General features: G+C 54.7%; 15 protein-coding genes and 1 pseudogene. 8 read left to right on the top strand and 8 right to left on the bottom strand.

Annotated elements, in window-relative coordinates; all coding sequences use genetic code 11:
• Positions 1 to 100 precede the first annotated feature (100 nt).
• Together gloA and rnt are read left to right on the top strand one after the other, a co-directional pair.
• Positions 101 to 508 carry a lactoylglutathione lyase gene (gene gloA / locus C8D90_RS02670; RefSeq protein WP_115456854.1) on the top strand — a complete coding sequence of 136 codons (408 nt, stop codon included), beginning with the start codon at positions 101 to 103 and terminating at the stop codon, positions 506 to 508.
• A 118-nt stretch (positions 509 to 626) separates the two neighbouring features.
• A complete protein-coding gene (rnt, locus tag C8D90_RS02665) occupies positions 627 to 1,274 on the top strand; it encodes a ribonuclease T (RefSeq protein ID WP_115456853.1) in 648 nt (215 codons plus the stop codon).
• Between the two features lie 69 nt (positions 1,275 to 1,343).
• On the opposite strand, the gene C8D90_RS02660 is transcribed toward rnt, so the two are convergent.
• Positions 1,344 to 1,688: a Grx4 family monothiol glutaredoxin gene (locus C8D90_RS02660; RefSeq protein ID WP_115457244.1), complete on the bottom strand. Its 345-nt coding sequence runs from the start codon at positions 1,686 to 1,688 to the stop codon at positions 1,344 to 1,346.
• 366 nt (positions 1,689 to 2,054) lie between these two features.
• Between C8D90_RS02660 and C8D90_RS02655 the strand changes: the two genes are divergently transcribed.
• Together C8D90_RS02655 and sodB are read left to right on the top strand one after the other, a co-directional pair.
• Entirely contained in the window at positions 2,055 to 2,897 is an 843-nt protein-coding gene (locus C8D90_RS02655) for a C40 family peptidase (protein ID WP_115456852.1), read from the top strand.
• A gap of 267 nt (positions 2,898 to 3,164) precedes the next feature.
• Entirely contained in the window at positions 3,165 to 3,743 is a 579-nt protein-coding gene (gene sodB, locus C8D90_RS02650; RefSeq protein WP_115456851.1) for a superoxide dismutase [Fe], read from the top strand.
• A gap of 62 nt (positions 3,744 to 3,805) precedes the next feature.
• Here the strand turns inward: sodB and C8D90_RS02645 are convergent, their stop codons facing one another.
• Together C8D90_RS02645 and cydH are read right to left on the bottom strand one after the other, a co-directional pair.
• A complete protein-coding gene (locus tag C8D90_RS02645; protein WP_115456850.1) occupies positions 3,806 to 5,569 on the bottom strand; it encodes a chitinase in 1,764 nt (587 codons plus the stop codon).
• 252 nt (positions 5,570 to 5,821) lie between these two features.
• On the bottom strand, positions 5,822 to 5,911 hold the full coding sequence (gene cydH, locus C8D90_RS02640; protein ID WP_115457243.1) for a cytochrome bd-I oxidase subunit CydH: 90 nt from the start codon (positions 5,909 to 5,911) through the stop codon (positions 5,822 to 5,824).
• 355 nt (positions 5,912 to 6,266) lie between these two features.
• Between cydH and purR the strand changes: the two genes are divergently transcribed.
• On the top strand, positions 6,267 to 7,292 hold the full coding sequence (gene purR, locus C8D90_RS02635; protein WP_115456849.1) for an HTH-type transcriptional repressor PurR: 1,026 nt from the start codon (positions 6,267 to 6,269) through the stop codon (positions 7,290 to 7,292).
• A gap of 710 nt (positions 7,293 to 8,002) precedes the next feature.
• Positions 8,003 to 8,275: pseudogene (locus tag C8D90_RS22200) on the top strand (ATP-binding cassette domain-containing protein); the annotation flags it as partial.
• On the opposite strand, the gene punR reads toward C8D90_RS22200, so the two are convergent.
• On the bottom strand, positions 8,253 to 9,170 hold the full coding sequence (gene punR / locus C8D90_RS02625; RefSeq protein WP_115456847.1) for a DNA-binding transcriptional activator PunR: 918 nt from the start codon (positions 9,168 to 9,170) through the stop codon (positions 8,253 to 8,255). The pseudogene C8D90_RS22200 and the gene punR sit on opposite strands and share 23 nt — an antisense overlap.
• Positions 9,171 to 9,307: 137 nt before the next feature.
• Here punR and punC point away from each other — a divergent pair, with 137 nt between their 5' ends.
• Entirely contained in the window at positions 9,308 to 10,531 is a 1,224-nt protein-coding gene (punC, locus tag C8D90_RS02620; RefSeq protein ID WP_115456846.1) for a purine nucleoside transporter PunC, read from the top strand.
• A 339-nt stretch (positions 10,532 to 10,870) separates the two neighbouring features.
• Positions 10,871 to 12,022 carry a cyclopropane fatty acyl phospholipid synthase gene (gene cfa / locus C8D90_RS02615; RefSeq protein WP_115456845.1) on the top strand — a complete coding sequence of 384 codons (1,152 nt, stop codon included), beginning with the start codon at positions 10,871 to 10,873 and terminating at the stop codon, positions 12,020 to 12,022.
• A gap of 48 nt (positions 12,023 to 12,070) precedes the next feature.
• On the opposite strand, the gene htpX is transcribed toward cfa, so the two are convergent.
• The 4 genes from htpX to C8D90_RS02595 form a co-directional block, all read right to left on the bottom strand.
• On the bottom strand, positions 12,071 to 12,952 hold the full coding sequence (htpX, locus tag C8D90_RS02610; protein ID WP_115457242.1) for a protease HtpX: 882 nt from the start codon (positions 12,950 to 12,952) through the stop codon (positions 12,071 to 12,073).
• A 344-nt stretch (positions 12,953 to 13,296) separates the two neighbouring features.
• The gene (gene prc / locus C8D90_RS02605; protein ID WP_115456844.1) at positions 13,297 to 15,336 is read right to left on the bottom strand and encodes a carboxy terminal-processing peptidase; all 2,040 of its coding nucleotides are present in this window, start codon (positions 15,334 to 15,336) and stop codon (positions 13,297 to 13,299) included.
• 19 nt (positions 15,337 to 15,355) lie between these two features.
• Positions 15,356 to 16,069, bottom strand: coding sequence for an RNA chaperone ProQ (gene proQ, locus C8D90_RS02600; RefSeq protein WP_115456843.1), 714 nt, complete (start codon positions 16,067 to 16,069; stop codon positions 15,356 to 15,358).
• Between the two features lie 101 nt (positions 16,070 to 16,170).
• On the bottom strand, positions 16,171 to 16,662 hold the full coding sequence (locus C8D90_RS02595) for a GAF domain-containing protein (protein WP_115456842.1): 492 nt from the start codon (positions 16,660 to 16,662) through the stop codon (positions 16,171 to 16,173).
• Positions 16,663 to 16,785 lie beyond the last annotated feature (123 nt).

Below are 16,785 nucleotides of genomic sequence, written 5' to 3'. Positions count from 1 at the left end.
CCATCCGGGGCGTTTTTTCTTTCTCATGGATTCACCCGCTGCATACCGGCACGGGAATATGTTATAAAGCCGGGGTGTTTTTACGGCTACTGAGGAAAATATGCGTTTACTTCATACCATGATCCGCGTTGGCGACCTGAAGCGTTCCGTTGACTTCTACACCAACATTCTGGGCATGCGCCTGCTGCGCACCAGCGAAAACGAAGAATATAAGTACTCCCTGGCCTTTGTGGGCTACAGCGACGAAAGCGAAGGTTCCGTTATCGAACTGACCTATAACTGGGGCGTAGACAGCTACGACATGGGCAGCGCCTTCGGCCACATAGCGCTCGGCGTTGATGACGTCGCGGCAGCCTGTGACAAAATCCGCCGGGCCGGCGGCAAAGTGACGCGTGAAGCCGGCCCGGTCAAGGGCGGTTCGACGATTATCGCCTTCGTTGAAGATCCTGATGGCTACAAAATCGAACTGATCGAAAATAAACAAGCCGGCCAGGGATTGGGCAACTGATTTCCTCCGTGACATCGCGGATGCTGCGGCATCCGCACTTTCATCCCGTTCCGCACCTGCATCGCGCGCGAAAATTTGTCATAATAGCCGCTGATTTTTTTCCAACCCAAAAGTGAACATGGCCGACACATCCAATCCCAACACGCTGAGCGCACGTTTTCGCGGCTTTTACCCGGTCGTTATCGACGTAGAAACTGCCGGTTTTGATTCTCACAGCAACGCATTACTTGAAATTGCCGCCGTTACCCTGCGCATGACCGATGAAGGTTGGCTGGTCCCCCACGAAACCGAGCACTTTCACGTCGAGCCGTTTGAAGGCTCCGTATTGTCGCCGGAAGCGCTGGCGTTTAACGGCATCGATCCGAAAAACCCGCTGCGCGGCGCCGTCAGCGAATATGAAGCGTTGCATGCGATTTTTAAAACGGTGCGCAAAGGCGTGAAGGATCAGGGGTGCAACCGGGCTATTGTGGTGGCGCATAATGCTAACTTCGATCACTCATTCCTGATGGCCGCGGCGGAACGCGCCGGGCTGAAACGCAACCCCTTTCATCCCTTCGCCACCTTCGATACCGCCGCCCTGAGCGGGCTGGTACTGGGGCAGACCGTATTGGCGAAAGCCTGCATCACCGCCAATATTCCGTTTGACAGCAGCCAGGCGCACTCCGCGCTGTACGACACCCGTCAAACCGCCCTTCTGTTCTGCGAATTGGTAAACCGCTGGAAGCGCCTCGGCGGCTGGCCGCTTTCCGCCGATCACCATGAATAGACGCGCGTTGCGGTGATACAAACGACAAAGGCGCCCATCGGCGCCTTTGTTATAAGCCATAACGAAATATTATGCCTGATCTTCCTGAGCCGGATATTTAGCCGCCGTCTCTTTAATCAACGCCTGTAATTCACCGCGCTGATACATTTCCAGGATAATATCGCATCCGCCAACCAACTCGCCATCCACCCACAATTGCGGGAACGTCGGCCAATTGGCGTATTTCGGTAATTCGGCGCGAATATCCAGATTCTGCAGAATATCCACGTACGCGAAACGCTCGCCACAGGCGGAAAGCGCCTGCACCGCCTGAGCGGAAAAACCGCAGCTCGGCAGTTTCGGTGAACCTTTCATGTATAACAGAATCGGGTTCTCAGCAATCTGGCGCTGAATTTTTTCAATCGTCGTCATTATATTACTTCCTCTAACCAGTGTTATGCCCGCGACGTGCACGCCGCCATTGTAACGGTTGTCAGGCGTGGAAAAAAACAACATCTTTTAAAGGGGTATCATGCGAAAAACGTCCTCCGGCAAGCAAAATTCCCCGCGTTCTGTTTGACGTTTCACAAAAACGGACTAAATATACCATTAAGATACTTTTTTATCGCCTTCCGGTGATTTTTAGCGCCGTATGTGGATGAAATGCCAGCGAATCGATGCCATGAAACATTTCGTCACAAACGGAACGGAAATGGAATGATTCAAGGCTGTTTTGTTGGGAAAGTTTCATTAATACTGTCGGCACCCTATTTTTTGGCAAGAAGCTTGGAAACTACAAAAATGCGTTTACTGATTACGCTCTTTGTTCTGCTGTTTGCACAGCTTTTTTCTTATTCTGCGAGCGCATCGCCGCAACATAATAAAGCGGTCACCGATCAGCGAAAATCTCATGCAGCCCCCGGTGCTGTCGCGGATAAAAAGAAGCGTAAGCCCGTTAATAGCAAGAAAGAGAAAGTTGTCGCGCATACCAAAGAAAAAAGTAAACGTACCAAAGCCACATCAATTTCAGAGAAATCCCAAACCGCCCGCAACACGGTAAAGAAAAAGAACGCCACCTCGCGCAACGCAATAAAAACCGCCGGCAACCGCAGCAGCAAACATCAGCACGGTAAAAAGGCGTATGGCACCCAGCGTGGCGGGAAAAAATTAAGATCCGCCGCGTTGGCGCAGAATAATTCCGGCCCGATCCACCTCAGCCCGCAGCATAAAAAACGCTATCAACACGCCAAACAAACGGCGATGAATAAGCTGATGGGGCAAATTGGCAAGCCTTATCGCTGGGGGGGAAACTCTCCTCATACCGGCTTCGATTGCAGCGGGCTGGTTTATTATGCCTATCAGGATCTGGTTAACATCAAGATGCCCCGCACCGCCAATGAGATGTATCACCTGCGCGACGCCGCCCCGGTCAAGAAAGGGGAACTGGAACGCGGCGATCTGGTGTTCTTCCGTATCCATAGCCGCGGAGCGGCAGATCACGTCGGCGTCTACCTCGGCGACGGTAAGTTTATTCAGTCTCCGCGTACCGGAGAAGAAATTCGCATCAGTTCGCTGGGCGATGACTACTGGCAAGGCCATTACATCGGCGCCCGCCGGGTAATTACCCCGAAAACAATCCGCTGAATGCCTTTCGGGGAGGCCGCTGCGCCTCCCCGAATGACATTCTTTCCCACCGTACGCCCCCCGCCTTCTGACGCACTATTCGCCAGCCGATAACTAAAAAACCATTTTTGTCCTGTTATTAGACTGAAAACTTGCTAAAATCCCATCCCATAACAACGCGACAACAAGATTTTTTCATATTTAATAAACCCGTTCACCGGCGTTCAACGCTGGTGAAAGTCCGGAAATAAAATACTGATCTGTTTAAACAGATACGAGGAGAAAGCAATGTCATTCGAATTACCCGCATTACCGTACGCCCAGAACGCTCTGGAACCGCACATTTCCGCAGAAACGCTGGAATATCACTACGGTAAACACCACAACACCTATGTGGTAAACCTGAACAACCTGGTTAAAGGTACCGAGTTCGAAGGAAAATCCCTGGAAGAGATCATCAAGACCTCCAGCGGCGGCGTATTCAATAATGCGGCTCAGGTATGGAACCACACCTTCTACTGGAACTGCCTGTCTCCCAACGGCGGCGGCGAGCCGACCGGCGCTGTGGCTGAAGCCATTAACAAAGCCTTCGGTTCTTTCGCTGCGTTTAAAGACGAGCTGACCAAAGCTGCCGTCGGTAACTTCGGTTCCGGCTGGACCTGGCTGGTGAAGAAAGCAGACGGCTCCGTCGCTATCGTGAACACCTCCAACGCAGCTACCCCGCTGACCACCACCGACAAGCCGCTGCTGACCGTGGACGTTTGGGAACACGCTTACTACATCGATTATCGTAATGCCCGTCCGAAATACCTGGAAAACTTCTGGGCGCTGGTCAACTGGGACTTCGTTGCGAAGAACCTGGCCTGATTATTACGCTGAACGGAAAAGCCCGGCAAACCGCCGGGCTTTTTTATGCCTGAAACCAGGAATTAAAGCGCTTTCCACGCATCCTGCCAGCTGAGCCCGGCGCCCGGTTCGTAGTAAACGGAAGAACTGTTGCACCAGCTGCCTTCCGGATAAGGTTTGCACTGGAACAACGCGCCGCCGTGATTGACGATATCGCCCGGATTCCACTGCTGAGTGTTGCTCCAGGCCGGGTAATCCGTGGTTTTTTCATCGGAAGACGCCGGTTTGGCTTTCACATTCAGTGTGTACTTCGTCGAGTCGCTCAACTTACCATCGCTGACCGTCAGGGTAATCACGTACTGCGCAGCCTGATCTTTTTCCGGCGCATTAAACGTAACGACAGACTTGTTCTTGCCGCTGACCGTCTGCCCGTTCGGCGCTTTCCAGGTATAGGTCAGCGCGTCGCCGTTGGCGTCCGAAGAGGCGGCCGCACTCAGTGAAACATGGCTTCCCGCCTCCACCGCACCCACCGGGCCGGCGATATGCGCGACCGGCGCAACGTTGGCTTCCGGGGCCGGAGTGGGTTCTGTATCCGGTGTCGGCGCAGGCGTAGTACCATCCAGGTCGTCAACAATGTTCACGTTGAAAAAGTGCTCAACGCATTTACTGTAATCGCCTTCCTTGAACGCGCTGAACGGCGTCTGGTAGCCCACCAGCTGGCAGGAGTAACTTTGGTTGCCCGGCGTATTTGCTGACCATCCCCAGTCCTGCTCCCAGTAAATAGGCAATGCGCCAGCGCCGTCATTATCGAACGCCTTCATTTTCTTACAGCCCAGCACTTCATCTGCCGGTACCGGAACTTTCAGATAGTTAGCAAACTCTTTGTAATAAGAGATACGGTTCTGGGACTGTTCGTGCTCAGCCTCTCCGCCACACTCAACGCCGCCGTTGATAATCTGCGTAGTAACGCCGAATCCGGTTACCAGGCCATTATCTTTATCGTGGGCATTCGGCTGCCAGGTGCCATCGATCACGTGCAGCATGCTCGGCTTGGGCGGCTGCGGATAAACGAAGAAGAACAGTGCGCTGGCCAGGTTGAGCCAGGTATCCGCCACTTTTTCCGGCTGTTCCAGCAGCGGACGAACGTCGCCGAACATTGCTTCGGAGAATGGGCCGTAGTTGTAGTTATAGGAGAGCTGCTTCGCGCCGCGGCCAAAATAGCTCAGAAAGTCACCGTCTTTGTCTTTGCCGCACGGCCAGGTCTGCCCCTGCCAGGTATCCGGATTACACTCCACGTTATACCCGTTTTTTTGCCCTTCCGCCCAACCCACTTCGCGCACGTATACCAGCGCCTGACGCCATTGCGGAATTGCCTGATGGCTGTCATGCCCGCCGGTTTCCTGGGCAAAGTGCGCGAACATGGTCGCCAGGGACTTACGGCAGATAGCGTCACTGTCACGCCCATCGGTATAGGTGCCGCAGATGGCCGGGAACTTGCCCACCGCTTTCAGGAAGTTGGAGTAGGTATACTCTTTGGCACGCATCGGGAAAAGGTAGTCCCACTCCTGGTTGCCGATAATGCCCTCAACGCGCTTAACGTTTTCCGGGTTTGCCGCACGGCCCGGCTCAATCTGCTCCACGTCTGCGTTATCCAGCGTACGGATTGAATCTTTCACCGCCTGCATTAACGGAAAGCTCGTCAGCTCCTGCTCTTTTTTCTGCAGATCGCTGGCCTTCATCGTATAGGCTTCGCTGCTGCCAAGCAGCGGAGCCGCATGAACGCCAGGCATGTTCAGGATGATCCCCGCCGCAACGGCGCTCAGCACACCGGTTTTATTAAATGTCATTGTTTTCCCCTATTGATTTCGTCTGCCCGACACCACGTCCGGCAGGGAAAAGAAGTCTAACGGGGGCAATACTCACCTTCCGCCACACTGCATCACCGGGGCAATCACAATTTCTCAGCGCCGATAACCGGAGATAAAACGCGGCGCAGAGGCTACTGTTATAAACAACAAAGCCCCGGTTTTAGCCGGGGCTTCATCAACAATAATATCTTACGGGCGGAAACGTTATCCGGATCCCGGTCATTCGTTAAATCAGTTCAGGGCGGAAATCAGGCCCATAACAACAATCAGCGCCAGTATAGCGATGGTAGACATCAGCGAAAATTTCAGATCGGTATCCATTTTTGTTTCTCCCAGATTTATCAACTGCATCAATTTCTTATTTTACTAATACACGCATTAAAAATGTGTGAAATCATTTTTGCATAAAAAAAATTAAAAATCTGCGGTGAATCGGTGGCTTAAATCACATTTTACTCTTTCACTTTTGAATCAGATACGCCAAAATTTACGGTTTACGCTACGTCTCAGCGCGATAACGCCAATTACGCCGCCCGCAACCGGGCGACACCCGCCGTTACCGGGCTTTCCCCCAATATTGCTGCCTTTTCATGTGATATTGCGAAAATCAGACGCAGGCAAACGATTAACATAACGGCTACGTGACATTCACGTAAGTTCAGGAGTCATCTGTTACATGGCAACGATTAAAGATGTGGCCAAGCGCGCGGGCGTATCCACCACGACAGTGTCTCACGTCATCAACAAAACGCGTTTTGTTGCGGAAGAGACGAAAATCGCGGTGTGGGAGGCGATCAAGGAATTGCATTACTCGCCCAGCGCCGTTGCCCGCAGCCTGAAAGTTAACCACACCAAATCTATCGGCCTGCTGGCGACTTCCAGCGAAGCGCCCTATTTCGCCGAGGTGATCGAAGCCGTTGAAAACAGCTGTTACAGCAAAGGATATACGCTGATTTTGTGCAACTCGCACAACAATCTGGAAAAGCAGAAGGCGTACCTGGCCATGCTGGCGCAAAAACGCGTCGACGGATTGCTGGTCATGTGCTCCGAATATCCGGAAACCCTGCTGGAAACCCTGGAAGATTACCGCAATATCCCGATGGTGGTCATGGACTGGGGAAGCCGGCGCAGTGACTTCACCGATGCCATTCAGGACAACGCGGTCGAAGGCGGTTATATGGCCGGCCGTTACCTTATTGAACGCGGCCACCGCGATATCGGCGTGATCTCCGGGCCTTTACTGCGTAACACCGGCGGCGGACGCCTGAACGGATTTATGAAAGCCTTGCAAGAATCAAACATCCGTCCGCGCGACGAATGGATTGTCGAGGGCGACTTCGAGCCGGAGTCCGGTTACAAGGCCATGCATCAGATTCTGTCGCAGAAGCAGCGGCCGACGGCCGTGTTTGTTGGCGGCGACGTCATGGCGATGGGCGCCATTTGCGCCGCAGACGAGATGGGGTTGCGCGTACCGCAGGATGTTTCGGTGATCGGGTATGATAATATCCGCAACGCACGTTACTTCACTCCGGCGCTGACCACTATCCATCAGCCTAAAGAGCGGCTGGGCGCCATGGCGTTCGAGATGCTGCTGGACCGCATCATCAGCAAACGGGAAGACTCTCAGACCATCGAAGTGTACCCCAAGCTGATTGAGCGCCGCTCAGTCGCGGACGGCCCGTTCCTCGACTATCGCCGTTAAGCTGCATGCGGTTTCCGTCCGCGCTCTCGTTTTTCCCCGCGCTGGTCGCCATTATCATCGCGTTGCCCGCCGGGGCGACGCTGTTGATACTCGGCCAGTCTGCGTTTTCCCGTCCGGCCTGGCAGCAGCTATTTTCCTGGCCGGGCCTGACGCACAGCGTTGCCCTTTCCCTGCTCAGCACCCTTGTGGCGACACTGATTGCGCTGATGCTGGCGTTATCGCTGTGCCAGCGCCGGGCGTTTACCGGCCGCTTCAGCACCCTGCTGCTGGGAATGCCCCATATCGCGCTCGCCACCGGCCTGATTCTGCTGTTGGCGCCCTCCGGCTGGCTGCTGCGCCTGTTTTCGCCCTGGCTGAGCGGGTTTGAACAACCGCCGGACTGGCCGTTAATCAACGATCCCTGTGCCATTACGCTGACGTTGCTGCTGATCATGAAAGAGACGCCTTTTCTGTTCCTGATGGCGCGTAATCAGTGTGAACATATTGATACGCTGAGGCAGTTGCAGACGGGTAGCGCGCTGGGCTATCCGCCCACGCAAACCTGGTGGCGCATCGTGGTGCCGCAGTTGCTGCCCGGCCTGCGTCTGCCGGTATTTTGCGTTCTGGCGTTCAGCCTCTCCGCCGCCGACATCGGGATTTTACTGGGTCCGCAACGTCCGCCGACGCTGGCGACGTTGATCTGGCAATGGTCTGTCGATCCCCGGTTAGCTATGCAGGACCTGGCCGGACGTTTGCCCGCAGAGTTATCCGGCGGCCAGCGCGCGCGCATCAGCGTGCTGCGCACCCTGCTTTCCCGCCCACAGGCTCTGGCGCTGGATGAACCGTTTTCCCGTCTGGACAAGCCGTTACGGCGTCACTTTCGTCAATGGGTATTTGAACGCATCACTCAGGCCGGGATCCCGGCCCTGCTGGTCACGCATGACGATGAGGATATTCCGCCGGGCGGCAGCGTCATCCAGCTTACGCCGCACGCGACGGGCTGAGCCACTCCTGGTTCATGGTGCGGGTATCCCCCAGATAGTCCAGCAACCAGCTGATTGCCGGCGAACGGCTGCGATCTTCCCAGGTCACACAGCAGGCGCTGTCGGGAAACGGCTGCGCCAGCGTCAATATTTTCAGCCGGCCGGCAGATATCAACGGTTGCGCAACGTGTACCGGCATCAGGCCCACGCACAGTCCGTTCTCCAGGCACGCCGCCGCGCTATGCCAGTCAGGCACGACCAGGCGGCGCTGGTTGTCCAGCAGCCAGGTATCACGCTTCGGCAGAGTGCGCGAGGTGTCCTCAATGCACAAGGCCGGGTAAGGCCGCACATGATCGTCCGTTAGCGCGCCCTCAATGGCATTCAGCGGGTGATCCGGGCTGACCACGCAGTGCCAGCGCAGAAACCCCATATCGCGGAATGAAAAACGCCCGCCGGCGGGGACGGCACGCGTCGCGCCGATCGCCACGTCAACCCGGCCGTCCACCAGCGCATCCCACACGCCGTTGAACACTTCCGGGTGGATCATCAATTCCATATCGGGAAAATGACGGTAAAAATCCAGCACCAGCCGCCGCGTGCGTTCAGGTTTAACGATGTTGTCCACGGCGACATTAAGCTGCCCCCGCCAGCCGTTAGCCACCTGCTGACACTGCCTGCGGGTCGAATTCATTTTTTTGATAACCTCACGGGCTTCAGTAACAAAAAATGCGCCTGCATCCGTCAGTTCAACATCCCGGTGACGTCGCTCAAACAGAGGCACCGCCAGCCACTGTTCCAGTTGCCGCACCGTATAGCTCACGGCAGACGGCACCCTGTGCAGCTCCTGAGCGGCAGCGCTGAAACTGCCGGTTCGGGCGACGGCATCGACGACCTCCAGCGAGTACTCAGACCACATGTGAACTCCTTCAAATTTTTGCCAACAATATTTTTGATAACAACATGCAAATTTTAGCGTTTCACAATAATTTAGCTACCCCCTAAACTTCACCGGCTACAAATTCATTCTGCAAATAACTATAACGAGTCACATAAATGAGAAGTTCATCAAGTTTCATGTTGTACCTTGCCGGCCTGAGCATGCTGGGATACCTTGCCACGGACATGTATTTGCCGGCCTTCGGCGCTATGCAGCAGGAGTTCGGTTCCTCCGCCGGCATGATCAGCGCCAGCCTGAGTATTTTCCTCGCCGGTTTTGCCTTCACCCAACTTCTGTGGGGGCCGCTTTCCGATCGTATCGGACGTAAACCGGTGCTGCTGGCCGGCCTGGGTATTTTTGCCGTGGGATGTTTGGGTATGCTGTGGGTGCAGGATACATCCACGATGCTGGTATTGCGCTTTATACAGGCCGTAGGGGTCTGTTCCGCCGCCGTCACCTGGCAAGCATTGGTTATCGACCGTTATCGTAAAGGGCTTGCCAACCGGGTATTCGCCACCATTATGCCGCTGGTTGCATTATCGCCCGCGCTGGCGCCGTTGCTTGGCGCCTGGACGCTTAACCATTTCAGCTGGCGCGCGATATTCGCCATCTTGCTGGTTGTGACGCTGGCGCTGCTGATTCCTACGATTTTCCTGAAAGAGAGCGCCTCTGCCGCGCGTGAAGATGTACAAAAGCACGCAGCTCTGGGCTACCTGCAACTGCTGCGTTCTAATATTTTCTCCGGCAACGTGCTGTTGTATGCCGCCTGCTCCGCCGGTTTCTTCGCCTGGCTGACCGGTTCCCCGTTTATTCTCGGCGAACTCGGCTATTCTCCTGCCGACATTGGCCTGAGCTATATTCCGCAAACGCTGGCCTTCCTGCTCGGGGGTTACGGATGCCGGGCGCTGCTGAGCCGGATGGGTGGCGGTCTGCTGCTGCCCTGGCTGCTGGTGATTTATTGCCTGAGCGTACTGAGCCTGTTCGCGATGGCATTATTTATCGCTTCGCCGACGCTGTTGATGCTGCTGGTTCCGTTTTGCGTCATGGCTTTCGCCAACGGCGCCAGTTATCCGATCATTGTCGCCAATGCCCTGACGCCGTTCCCCAACGACAGCGGCAAAGCGGCCGCGCTGCAAAATACAATTCAGCTTGGAATTTGTTTTGTAGCCAGCTTGCTGGTATCGGCGTTCATCAGCGCGCCTTTGTTCGCCACCACGGCCATCATGGCGGGAACCGTGCTTCTGGTTATGCTGGGATACTGGCTGAAAAGTGACGCTGTCACGCAAAAACGAATTAATTCCGCCACTGAACCGGCCTCCGCTCATAACTCTCGTCATTAATCTTTGCGCGGCCCTTCTCCTGAGGGGCCGCAAACCGCACTAATTCCTCATCATCTGCAGGTTGCGCCTCATCTCACCCCTTGAGAATGCCATTTTCGAGGCCTATACTTTGTAAAGATATTACGCAAATAATTTAACGAAATTGTTGCATTACTTTCGCGATGTGTGGAAGGCATCACGTTTCCTTAAGGACAAGTTCCCTGCTGCTCGCACGGGTTTTCTCAATTTTCCTTTTTATCCTCGCCGGGTCAGTTGCCGCGGATTAGCCGCGCGTATTTACATGCCTGCCGTGCGGCCAGCCGACGGCAGTTGTCAGAGAATCAAGGTTATGGAGAGGCTATGAGTTCATCGTGTATAGAAGATTTTAGCGTTCAGGACAGCCATTGGTACCGAATCGCCAGCGAAATGCTTCAATCCGCGGGGATCACCATCAACGGTAACCAGCCTTGCGATATCATTGTAAAAAACCCGCATTTTTTTAAGCGCGTTTTACAGGAAGGTTCGCTCGGCCTGGGAGAAAGCTACATGGACGGCTGGTGGGAGTGTGAACGCCTCGATATATTTTTCCAGAAAGTCGTTCGCTCGGGCCTGGAGAAAAAGCTTCCCCATCATCTGAAAGACATTCTGCGTATCGCCGTCGCGCGCATGACCAATCTGCAATCCCAAAAGCGCGCCTGGATCGTCGGTAAAGAACATTACGACCTGGGCAACGACCTGTTCAGCCAGATGCTGGACCCCTACATGCAATATTCCTGCGCCTACTGGAAAGATGCAACCACGCTGGAAGAAGCTCAGGAAGCCAAGCTGAAGCTCATCAGTGAGAAACTCACCCTCAAGCCAGGAATGCGGGTGCTCGACATTGGTTGCGGCTGGGGCGGGCTGGCAGCGTTTATGGCCCGGAACTACGGCGTGTCGGTGGACGGCGTAACAATTTCCGCCGAGCAGCAGAAGCTGGCCCAGCAGCGCTGCGCCGGACTGGACGTCAACATTTTGTTGCAGGACTATCGCGACCTGCATAACCAGTATGATCGCATCGTCTCGGTTGGCATGTTTGAACACGTCGGGCCGAAAAACTACCAAACCTACTTCGACGTGGTATTACGCAACCTGAAGCCGGATGGCCTGTTCGTGCTGCACACCATCGGCTCCAACAAGACGGATATGAACGTTGATCCCTGGATTAACAAATACATCTTTCCCAACGGCTGCCTGCCTTCCGTCCGGCATATTGCCGATGCCACCGAAGGGCGCTTCGTGATGGAGGACTGGCACAACATCGGCGCGGATTACGATCGCACGCTGATGGCATGGTACGAGCGCTTCACCAAAGCCTGGCCGCAGTTGGAAAAGAACTATTCGCAGCGCTTCTTCCGTATGTTCAGCTATTACCTCAACGCCTGTGCCGGCGCATTCCGGGCGCGTGACATTCAGCTCTGGCAGGTTGTTCTGACGCCGACAGGAATGCCGGGCGGTCTGCGCGTACCGCGCTGAAACGACAAAGGGGCCAAGAGGCCCCTTTATTTTTTATTGCTGCTGCGTTTATTTCAGATACTGACCGGAACGCAGCGCTTCAATACGCTTATCCAACGGCGGGTGCGATAAGAACAGTTCGCTGAAGGATTTATTACGGCCGTTGATACAAAACGCCATCATCCGCCCTTCTTCCTGCGGCTCATAGCTGGTTTTCAGGCGTTGCAGCGCGGCGATCATCTTCTCACGCCCCACCAGTTTGGCTGATCCTGCATCCGCGTGGAACTCGCGGTAACGGGAGAACCACATGGTAATGATGCTGGCCAGAATACCGAACACCAGTTCCAGAACCATAGATACCGCCATGTAGATCAGCGGGTTACCGTTGCTGCTCTCGCCTTCATCACGGTTGCCGGACAGAAAGCCGGCCGCTACCTGAGCAATCAGGCGGGAAATGAAGATAACGAAGGTGTTCACTATCCCCTGCAACAGGGTCATGGTGACCATATCGCCGTTGGCAACGTGGCTGATCTCATGGGCCAGCACGGCTTCCGCTTCGTCACGGCTCATGTTTTGCAGCAGGCCGGTGCTCACTGCGACCAGCGAGGCATCGCGGCGGGCGCCGGTGGCAAAGGCGTTCATGTCCGGCGCATGATAAATCGCGACCTGCGGCATGGCGATCCCCGCCTGCTGCGACTGACGGCGTACGGTTTCCACCAGCCAGCGCTCGGTTTCACTACGGGGTTGCTCGATCACTTCCCCGCCAACGGAACGCAGCGCCATCCACTTCGACATCAGCAGAGAAACAAAAGAACCGCCAAAGCCAAACAGCAACGCCATGATCATTAATCCCTGAACGCTGCTCGACTGAATTCCCGTCAGGCTCAGTACCAGCCCGAAAACCAGCATGACCGCCAGGTTAGTTAACAGGAACAACGCAATACGCATCATATTTTTATTTTTCCTCGTGACTTTAATTCCGTTGCCCGGCATTGATGACACAACGCCGGACAGCTACTGATTTTTGCGCCCCCGCCTGATTCCACGTAATGAGCGCTAATCAGATCGTAGGGGCATTCCCACCAGATTCAAGAGTTATTAACCGTTAACTAACCAAAGAAACATAACTTTACATTCCTGCGCGCTAAAATGACGTTACAGGCCGGAATCACAGATTAAGACGCTTCTTTTCCCATCACCGGGAGTTAATAAAACGCCCGAAAACCAACGCCGTTGTAACAAACGAAAAAAAGGAGCGATTGAATCGCTCCTTTTTCAACACGCAGCAATGATAATTACTGTGCTTTCTGCGGCTGCGCCTTTTCCAGATGCGCCAGATCCAGCGTAATCTTCACCGTCTCATCCAGATAAGGATCGGGGTCCTGATAGTCTTTAGGAATATCATCCAACGACTTGATCGGTTTCTTCCCAGCCTGCTCCAGGCGCGCATTAATGCGTGACAGGCGCGTGGCGTCATCGTCCTTATTCTCTTTCTCACGCTGAGCGTAGTTCAGGGAGACGATGTTTTTCTTATCCTTCAGCGCCTTATAGTGCGCGATATCCTTGGTGATGTACTGGAATTCCGGATCTTTGGCGATACGCTGATTGTGATCTTTAATCAGCTCAGGATCAAAGCGCTGCACGTCGCCTGCCTTACTGTAGCTGGCCGGCTTGATGCTGTCCCACGGTAACGCGTTATCTTCAAAGCTTTCACCGGTATCCGCCGGATCGACGCCGGTCGGCATGATGATGTCCGGCGTAACGCCTTTGCGCTGGGTACTGCCGCCGTTCACCCGGTAGAACTTCTGAATGGTGTACTGAACGGAACCCAGCTCCGGCCACTCCGGACGCAGCATCTGATCGTAAATACGGCTCAGGGAGCGATACTGCTGCACGGTACCTTTACCAAACGTCGGCTCGCCGACAATCAGCGCGCGATCGTAATCCTGCATCGCAGCGGCGAAGATTTCCGACGCGGAAGCGCTGAAGCGGTCAACCAGCACCACCAGCGGCCCCTTGTAGTACACCACGCCGTCACTGTCGGCATCTTCACGCACACGGCCGTTGTTATCACGAACCTGAACCACCGGACCGCTGGGAATAAACAGGCCGGACAGCGTTACCGCCTCCGTCAGCGCCCCGCCGCCATTGCTGCGTAAATCGATAATCACACCGCTGACGTTCTGTTTTTCCAGCTTCTGCAACTGAACCTTAACGTCATCGGTAAGGCCGACATAGAATCCCGGAATATCCAGCACGCCGACCTTTTCTTTACCGACGGTCTTCACGCTCATCTTCACCGCACGGTCTTCCAGGCGGATACGCTCGCGGATCATCGTCACCGTGCGGGTTTTCGTGCCCTTGCCCGCCGGCAGAATTTCCAGACGCACCTTGCTTCCCTTTGGTCCTTTGATCAGCGCCACTACGTCATCAAGACGCCAGCCGATCACGTCCACCATCGGTTTGCCTTGCTGGCCGACGCCGACGATACGATCGCCGACCTTAAGCGCCTTGCTTTTCGCCGCCGGACCGCCGGGAACCATGGAGTTAATCTGGGTGTAATCGTCTTCCGTTTGCTGCAGCACCGCGCCGATCCCTTCCAGGGACAGGCTCATTTCGGTATTGAACTGCTCGGTATTGCGCGGCGAAAGATAATTGGTATGCGGATCGATTTCATGGGCGAAGGCATTGATAAACAGCTGGAAAACGTCTTCACTTTTGGTTTGCGTCAAACGCTTCATGGCGAACTGATAGCGCTTGGTCAAAATCTTCTGTATCTCCGGCCACTCTTTGCCAGTCAACTTCAGGTTCAGCGCGTCGTATTTCACCTTGGCGTACCAAAGTTTATCCAACTCACCTGTGCTGGCTGGCCACGGCGCCTTGCTGCGATCGAGATCGATGGTATCGTTGCCGTCGAAGGTCATCGGCGTCTTCAGCAGCGACAGCGCATACTGATAGCGTTCAAAACGGCGCTTTTGCGCCAGGTTAAACAAGTTGTAGGCCGTGTCCAGTTGACCGCTTTTCAGCTCATCATCCAGGTGATTCTCTTTGTCTTTAAACTGCGCGACGTCAGATGCCAGCAACACGTTATGGTTGTAGTCCAGCATGTTGAGGTAACGCGCGAAAATCTTTTGGGAGAATTCATCATTGAGAGAGAACTGGCGGTAGTGGGAACGCGTAAAACGCGAAGTTACCCTTTCACTGACGGTCGCATGCTGCGGCTCCTGAGACAGTTTGGGTAACTGGCTGACAGAATAAGTATTATTATCAGCCGCAAAGCTGGCACCCGCGAGCAGCATTATCGCTACAGCCGATAACCGGAAAAAATTGTTCATGCCTTGGTTGGCCTCCGTATCAGAACTGCAAATGTTCTGCGCGCACAATCATTGCCAGACCGTTAGGGAGCTGGACGCGAACGCCATCTTTAGTAATTTCCAGGACGGATGCATCCATTGCGCTTTTGCCGGCGTTAACCTTTATGTTCTGACCAACCTGAAGTTGCGTAATGTCAGTTACCGGAACGGCCTGGGTTTTTGCTGTCGCTTGCTGCGGACGCGGCTTACGCTCCTGCTGCGGGCGGCCGGCGTTGCGCGGCTTACGTGCCTCTTGATCCTGAGCGGTGGCGGCGTCGCTGCGGCGCGGAGCAGGTTTGCGGTTCGCCGGGCGCGGACGCCGGGTTTCCGTATTTTCGCCTGCTTCGCGCTTTTTCGCCTGCTGCTCGGCGCGCTGCGCCTGAACGCGGGCTTTGGCCTCCTCAAGCTGCTGACGGGCATGCTCAACATGCTGCTCGTCTAATACACCACAGCTGTTGCCGTCCAAATCGACGCGGTTTGCCCCGACTTTCACGCCGTACAGATAACGCCAGCTGGACGTATACAGACGGAGTGCCGAACGTAACTGAGTTTTGCTCAGCCCGTTTTCATCACCCTGCATCCGCTCGACCAGATCCTGAAAGATGCCGATCTTCAGCGGGCGGGCTTCACCTTCCGCGCTGAAACACTGCGGAAAGCGTTGGGCTAAAAAAGCGATGACTTCTTTACTACTGTTCAACTTAGGTTGATTTTCCATGAAATTTCCTGATTACAACGGGTTTGCCAACCAGCTCTGGCATGAACAGGCGACATTATAATGAGGCTATCGCCAAAAGCCATGCCGGAGGAGCCACAACATTACGTTAAAGACACAAATTTTGTGCTATCGCAATGTTCCAGATGCCGGCAAAGCGCCGCCGTCACGGCCTTAAGCCCCTGTTCATCTTCTTCATCAAATCGTGAATAAACCGTACTGTCGATGTCTAAAACCCCGATGACTTTCCCTCCGACGTTCAGAGGTAAAACGATTTCTGCATTACTGCTCGCATCACAGGCGATATGGCCGGGAAACGCATGCACGTCGGCCACGCGCTGTACGCGGTTTTCAGCGACAGCGGTGCCGCACACGCCTTTCCCCACGGGAATGCGCAGACAGGCGACTTTGCCCTGGAAAGGCCCGAGCACCAGGGTATCGCCGTCCATCAGATAGAAGCCGGCCCAGTTCACGCCCTCCAGTCGTTCAAACAATAACGCGCTGGCGTTGGATAATGTGGCAATGAAGTTGTATTCCCCGCTGCTCAGAGAAGTCAGGTCGCGGGTCAGGTCGGTATAAAAAGCTTGTTTACTCATCGGTGACTCTGTTTGACATATAATCGGAAATCGTCGGCAACGCCCTCTTTTTCCATCGGTTACGGACGGTGGCGCGGACTCCCCATAAAATAAGCATTAAATGCGCCTGTACACAAGGTTATT

The sequence above is a fragment of the Enterobacillus tribolii genome (genome assembly GCF_003363015.1).
GTDB classification, from domain to species: Bacteria; Pseudomonadota; Gammaproteobacteria; order Enterobacterales; family Enterobacteriaceae; genus Enterobacillus; species Enterobacillus tribolii.
Note: the sequence above shows the minus strand (reverse complement) of the source record. Positions and strands in the feature narration are given on the sequence as shown.

Excerpts from the sequence above, each read along its gene's own strand:
- punR (WP_115456847.1), bottom strand. The coding sequence starts at position 9,170 with ATGTGGTCTGAGTACTCGCTGGAGGTCGTCGATGCCGTCGCCCGAACC.
- punC (WP_115456846.1), top strand. The coding sequence starts at position 9,308 with ATGAGAAGTTCATCAAGTTTCATGTTGTACCTTGCCGGCCTGAGCATG.
- C8D90_RS02595 (WP_115456842.1), bottom strand. The coding sequence starts at position 16,662 with ATGAGTAAACAAGCTTTTTATACCGACCTGACCCGCGACCTGACTTCT.
- gloA (WP_115456854.1), top strand. The coding sequence starts at position 101 with ATGCGTTTACTTCATACCATGATCCGCGTTGGCGACCTGAAGCGTTCC.
- purR (WP_115456849.1), top strand. The coding sequence starts at position 6,267 with ATGGCAACGATTAAAGATGTGGCCAAGCGCGCGGGCGTATCCACCACG.
- proQ (WP_115456843.1), bottom strand. The coding sequence starts at position 16,069 with ATGGAAAATCAACCTAAGTTGAACAGTAGTAAAGAAGTCATCGCTTTT.
- rnt (WP_115456853.1), top strand. The coding sequence starts at position 627 with ATGGCCGACACATCCAATCCCAACACGCTGAGCGCACGTTTTCGCGGC.
- sodB (WP_115456851.1), top strand. The coding sequence starts at position 3,165 with ATGTCATTCGAATTACCCGCATTACCGTACGCCCAGAACGCTCTGGAA.
- C8D90_RS02655 (WP_115456852.1), top strand. The coding sequence starts at position 2,055 with ATGCGTTTACTGATTACGCTCTTTGTTCTGCTGTTTGCACAGCTTTTT.
- cydH (WP_115457243.1), bottom strand. The coding sequence starts at position 5,911 with ATGGATACCGATCTGAAATTTTCGCTGATGTCTACCATCGCTATACTG.
- prc (WP_115456844.1), bottom strand. The coding sequence starts at position 15,336 with ATGAACAATTTTTTCCGGTTATCGGCTGTAGCGATAATGCTGCTCGCG.
- htpX (WP_115457242.1), bottom strand. The coding sequence starts at position 12,952 with ATGATGCGTATTGCGTTGTTCCTGTTAACTAACCTGGCGGTCATGCTG.
- cfa (WP_115456845.1), top strand. The coding sequence starts at position 10,871 with ATGAGTTCATCGTGTATAGAAGATTTTAGCGTTCAGGACAGCCATTGG.
- C8D90_RS02645 (WP_115456850.1), bottom strand. The coding sequence starts at position 5,569 with ATGACATTTAATAAAACCGGTGTGCTGAGCGCCGTTGCGGCGGGGATC.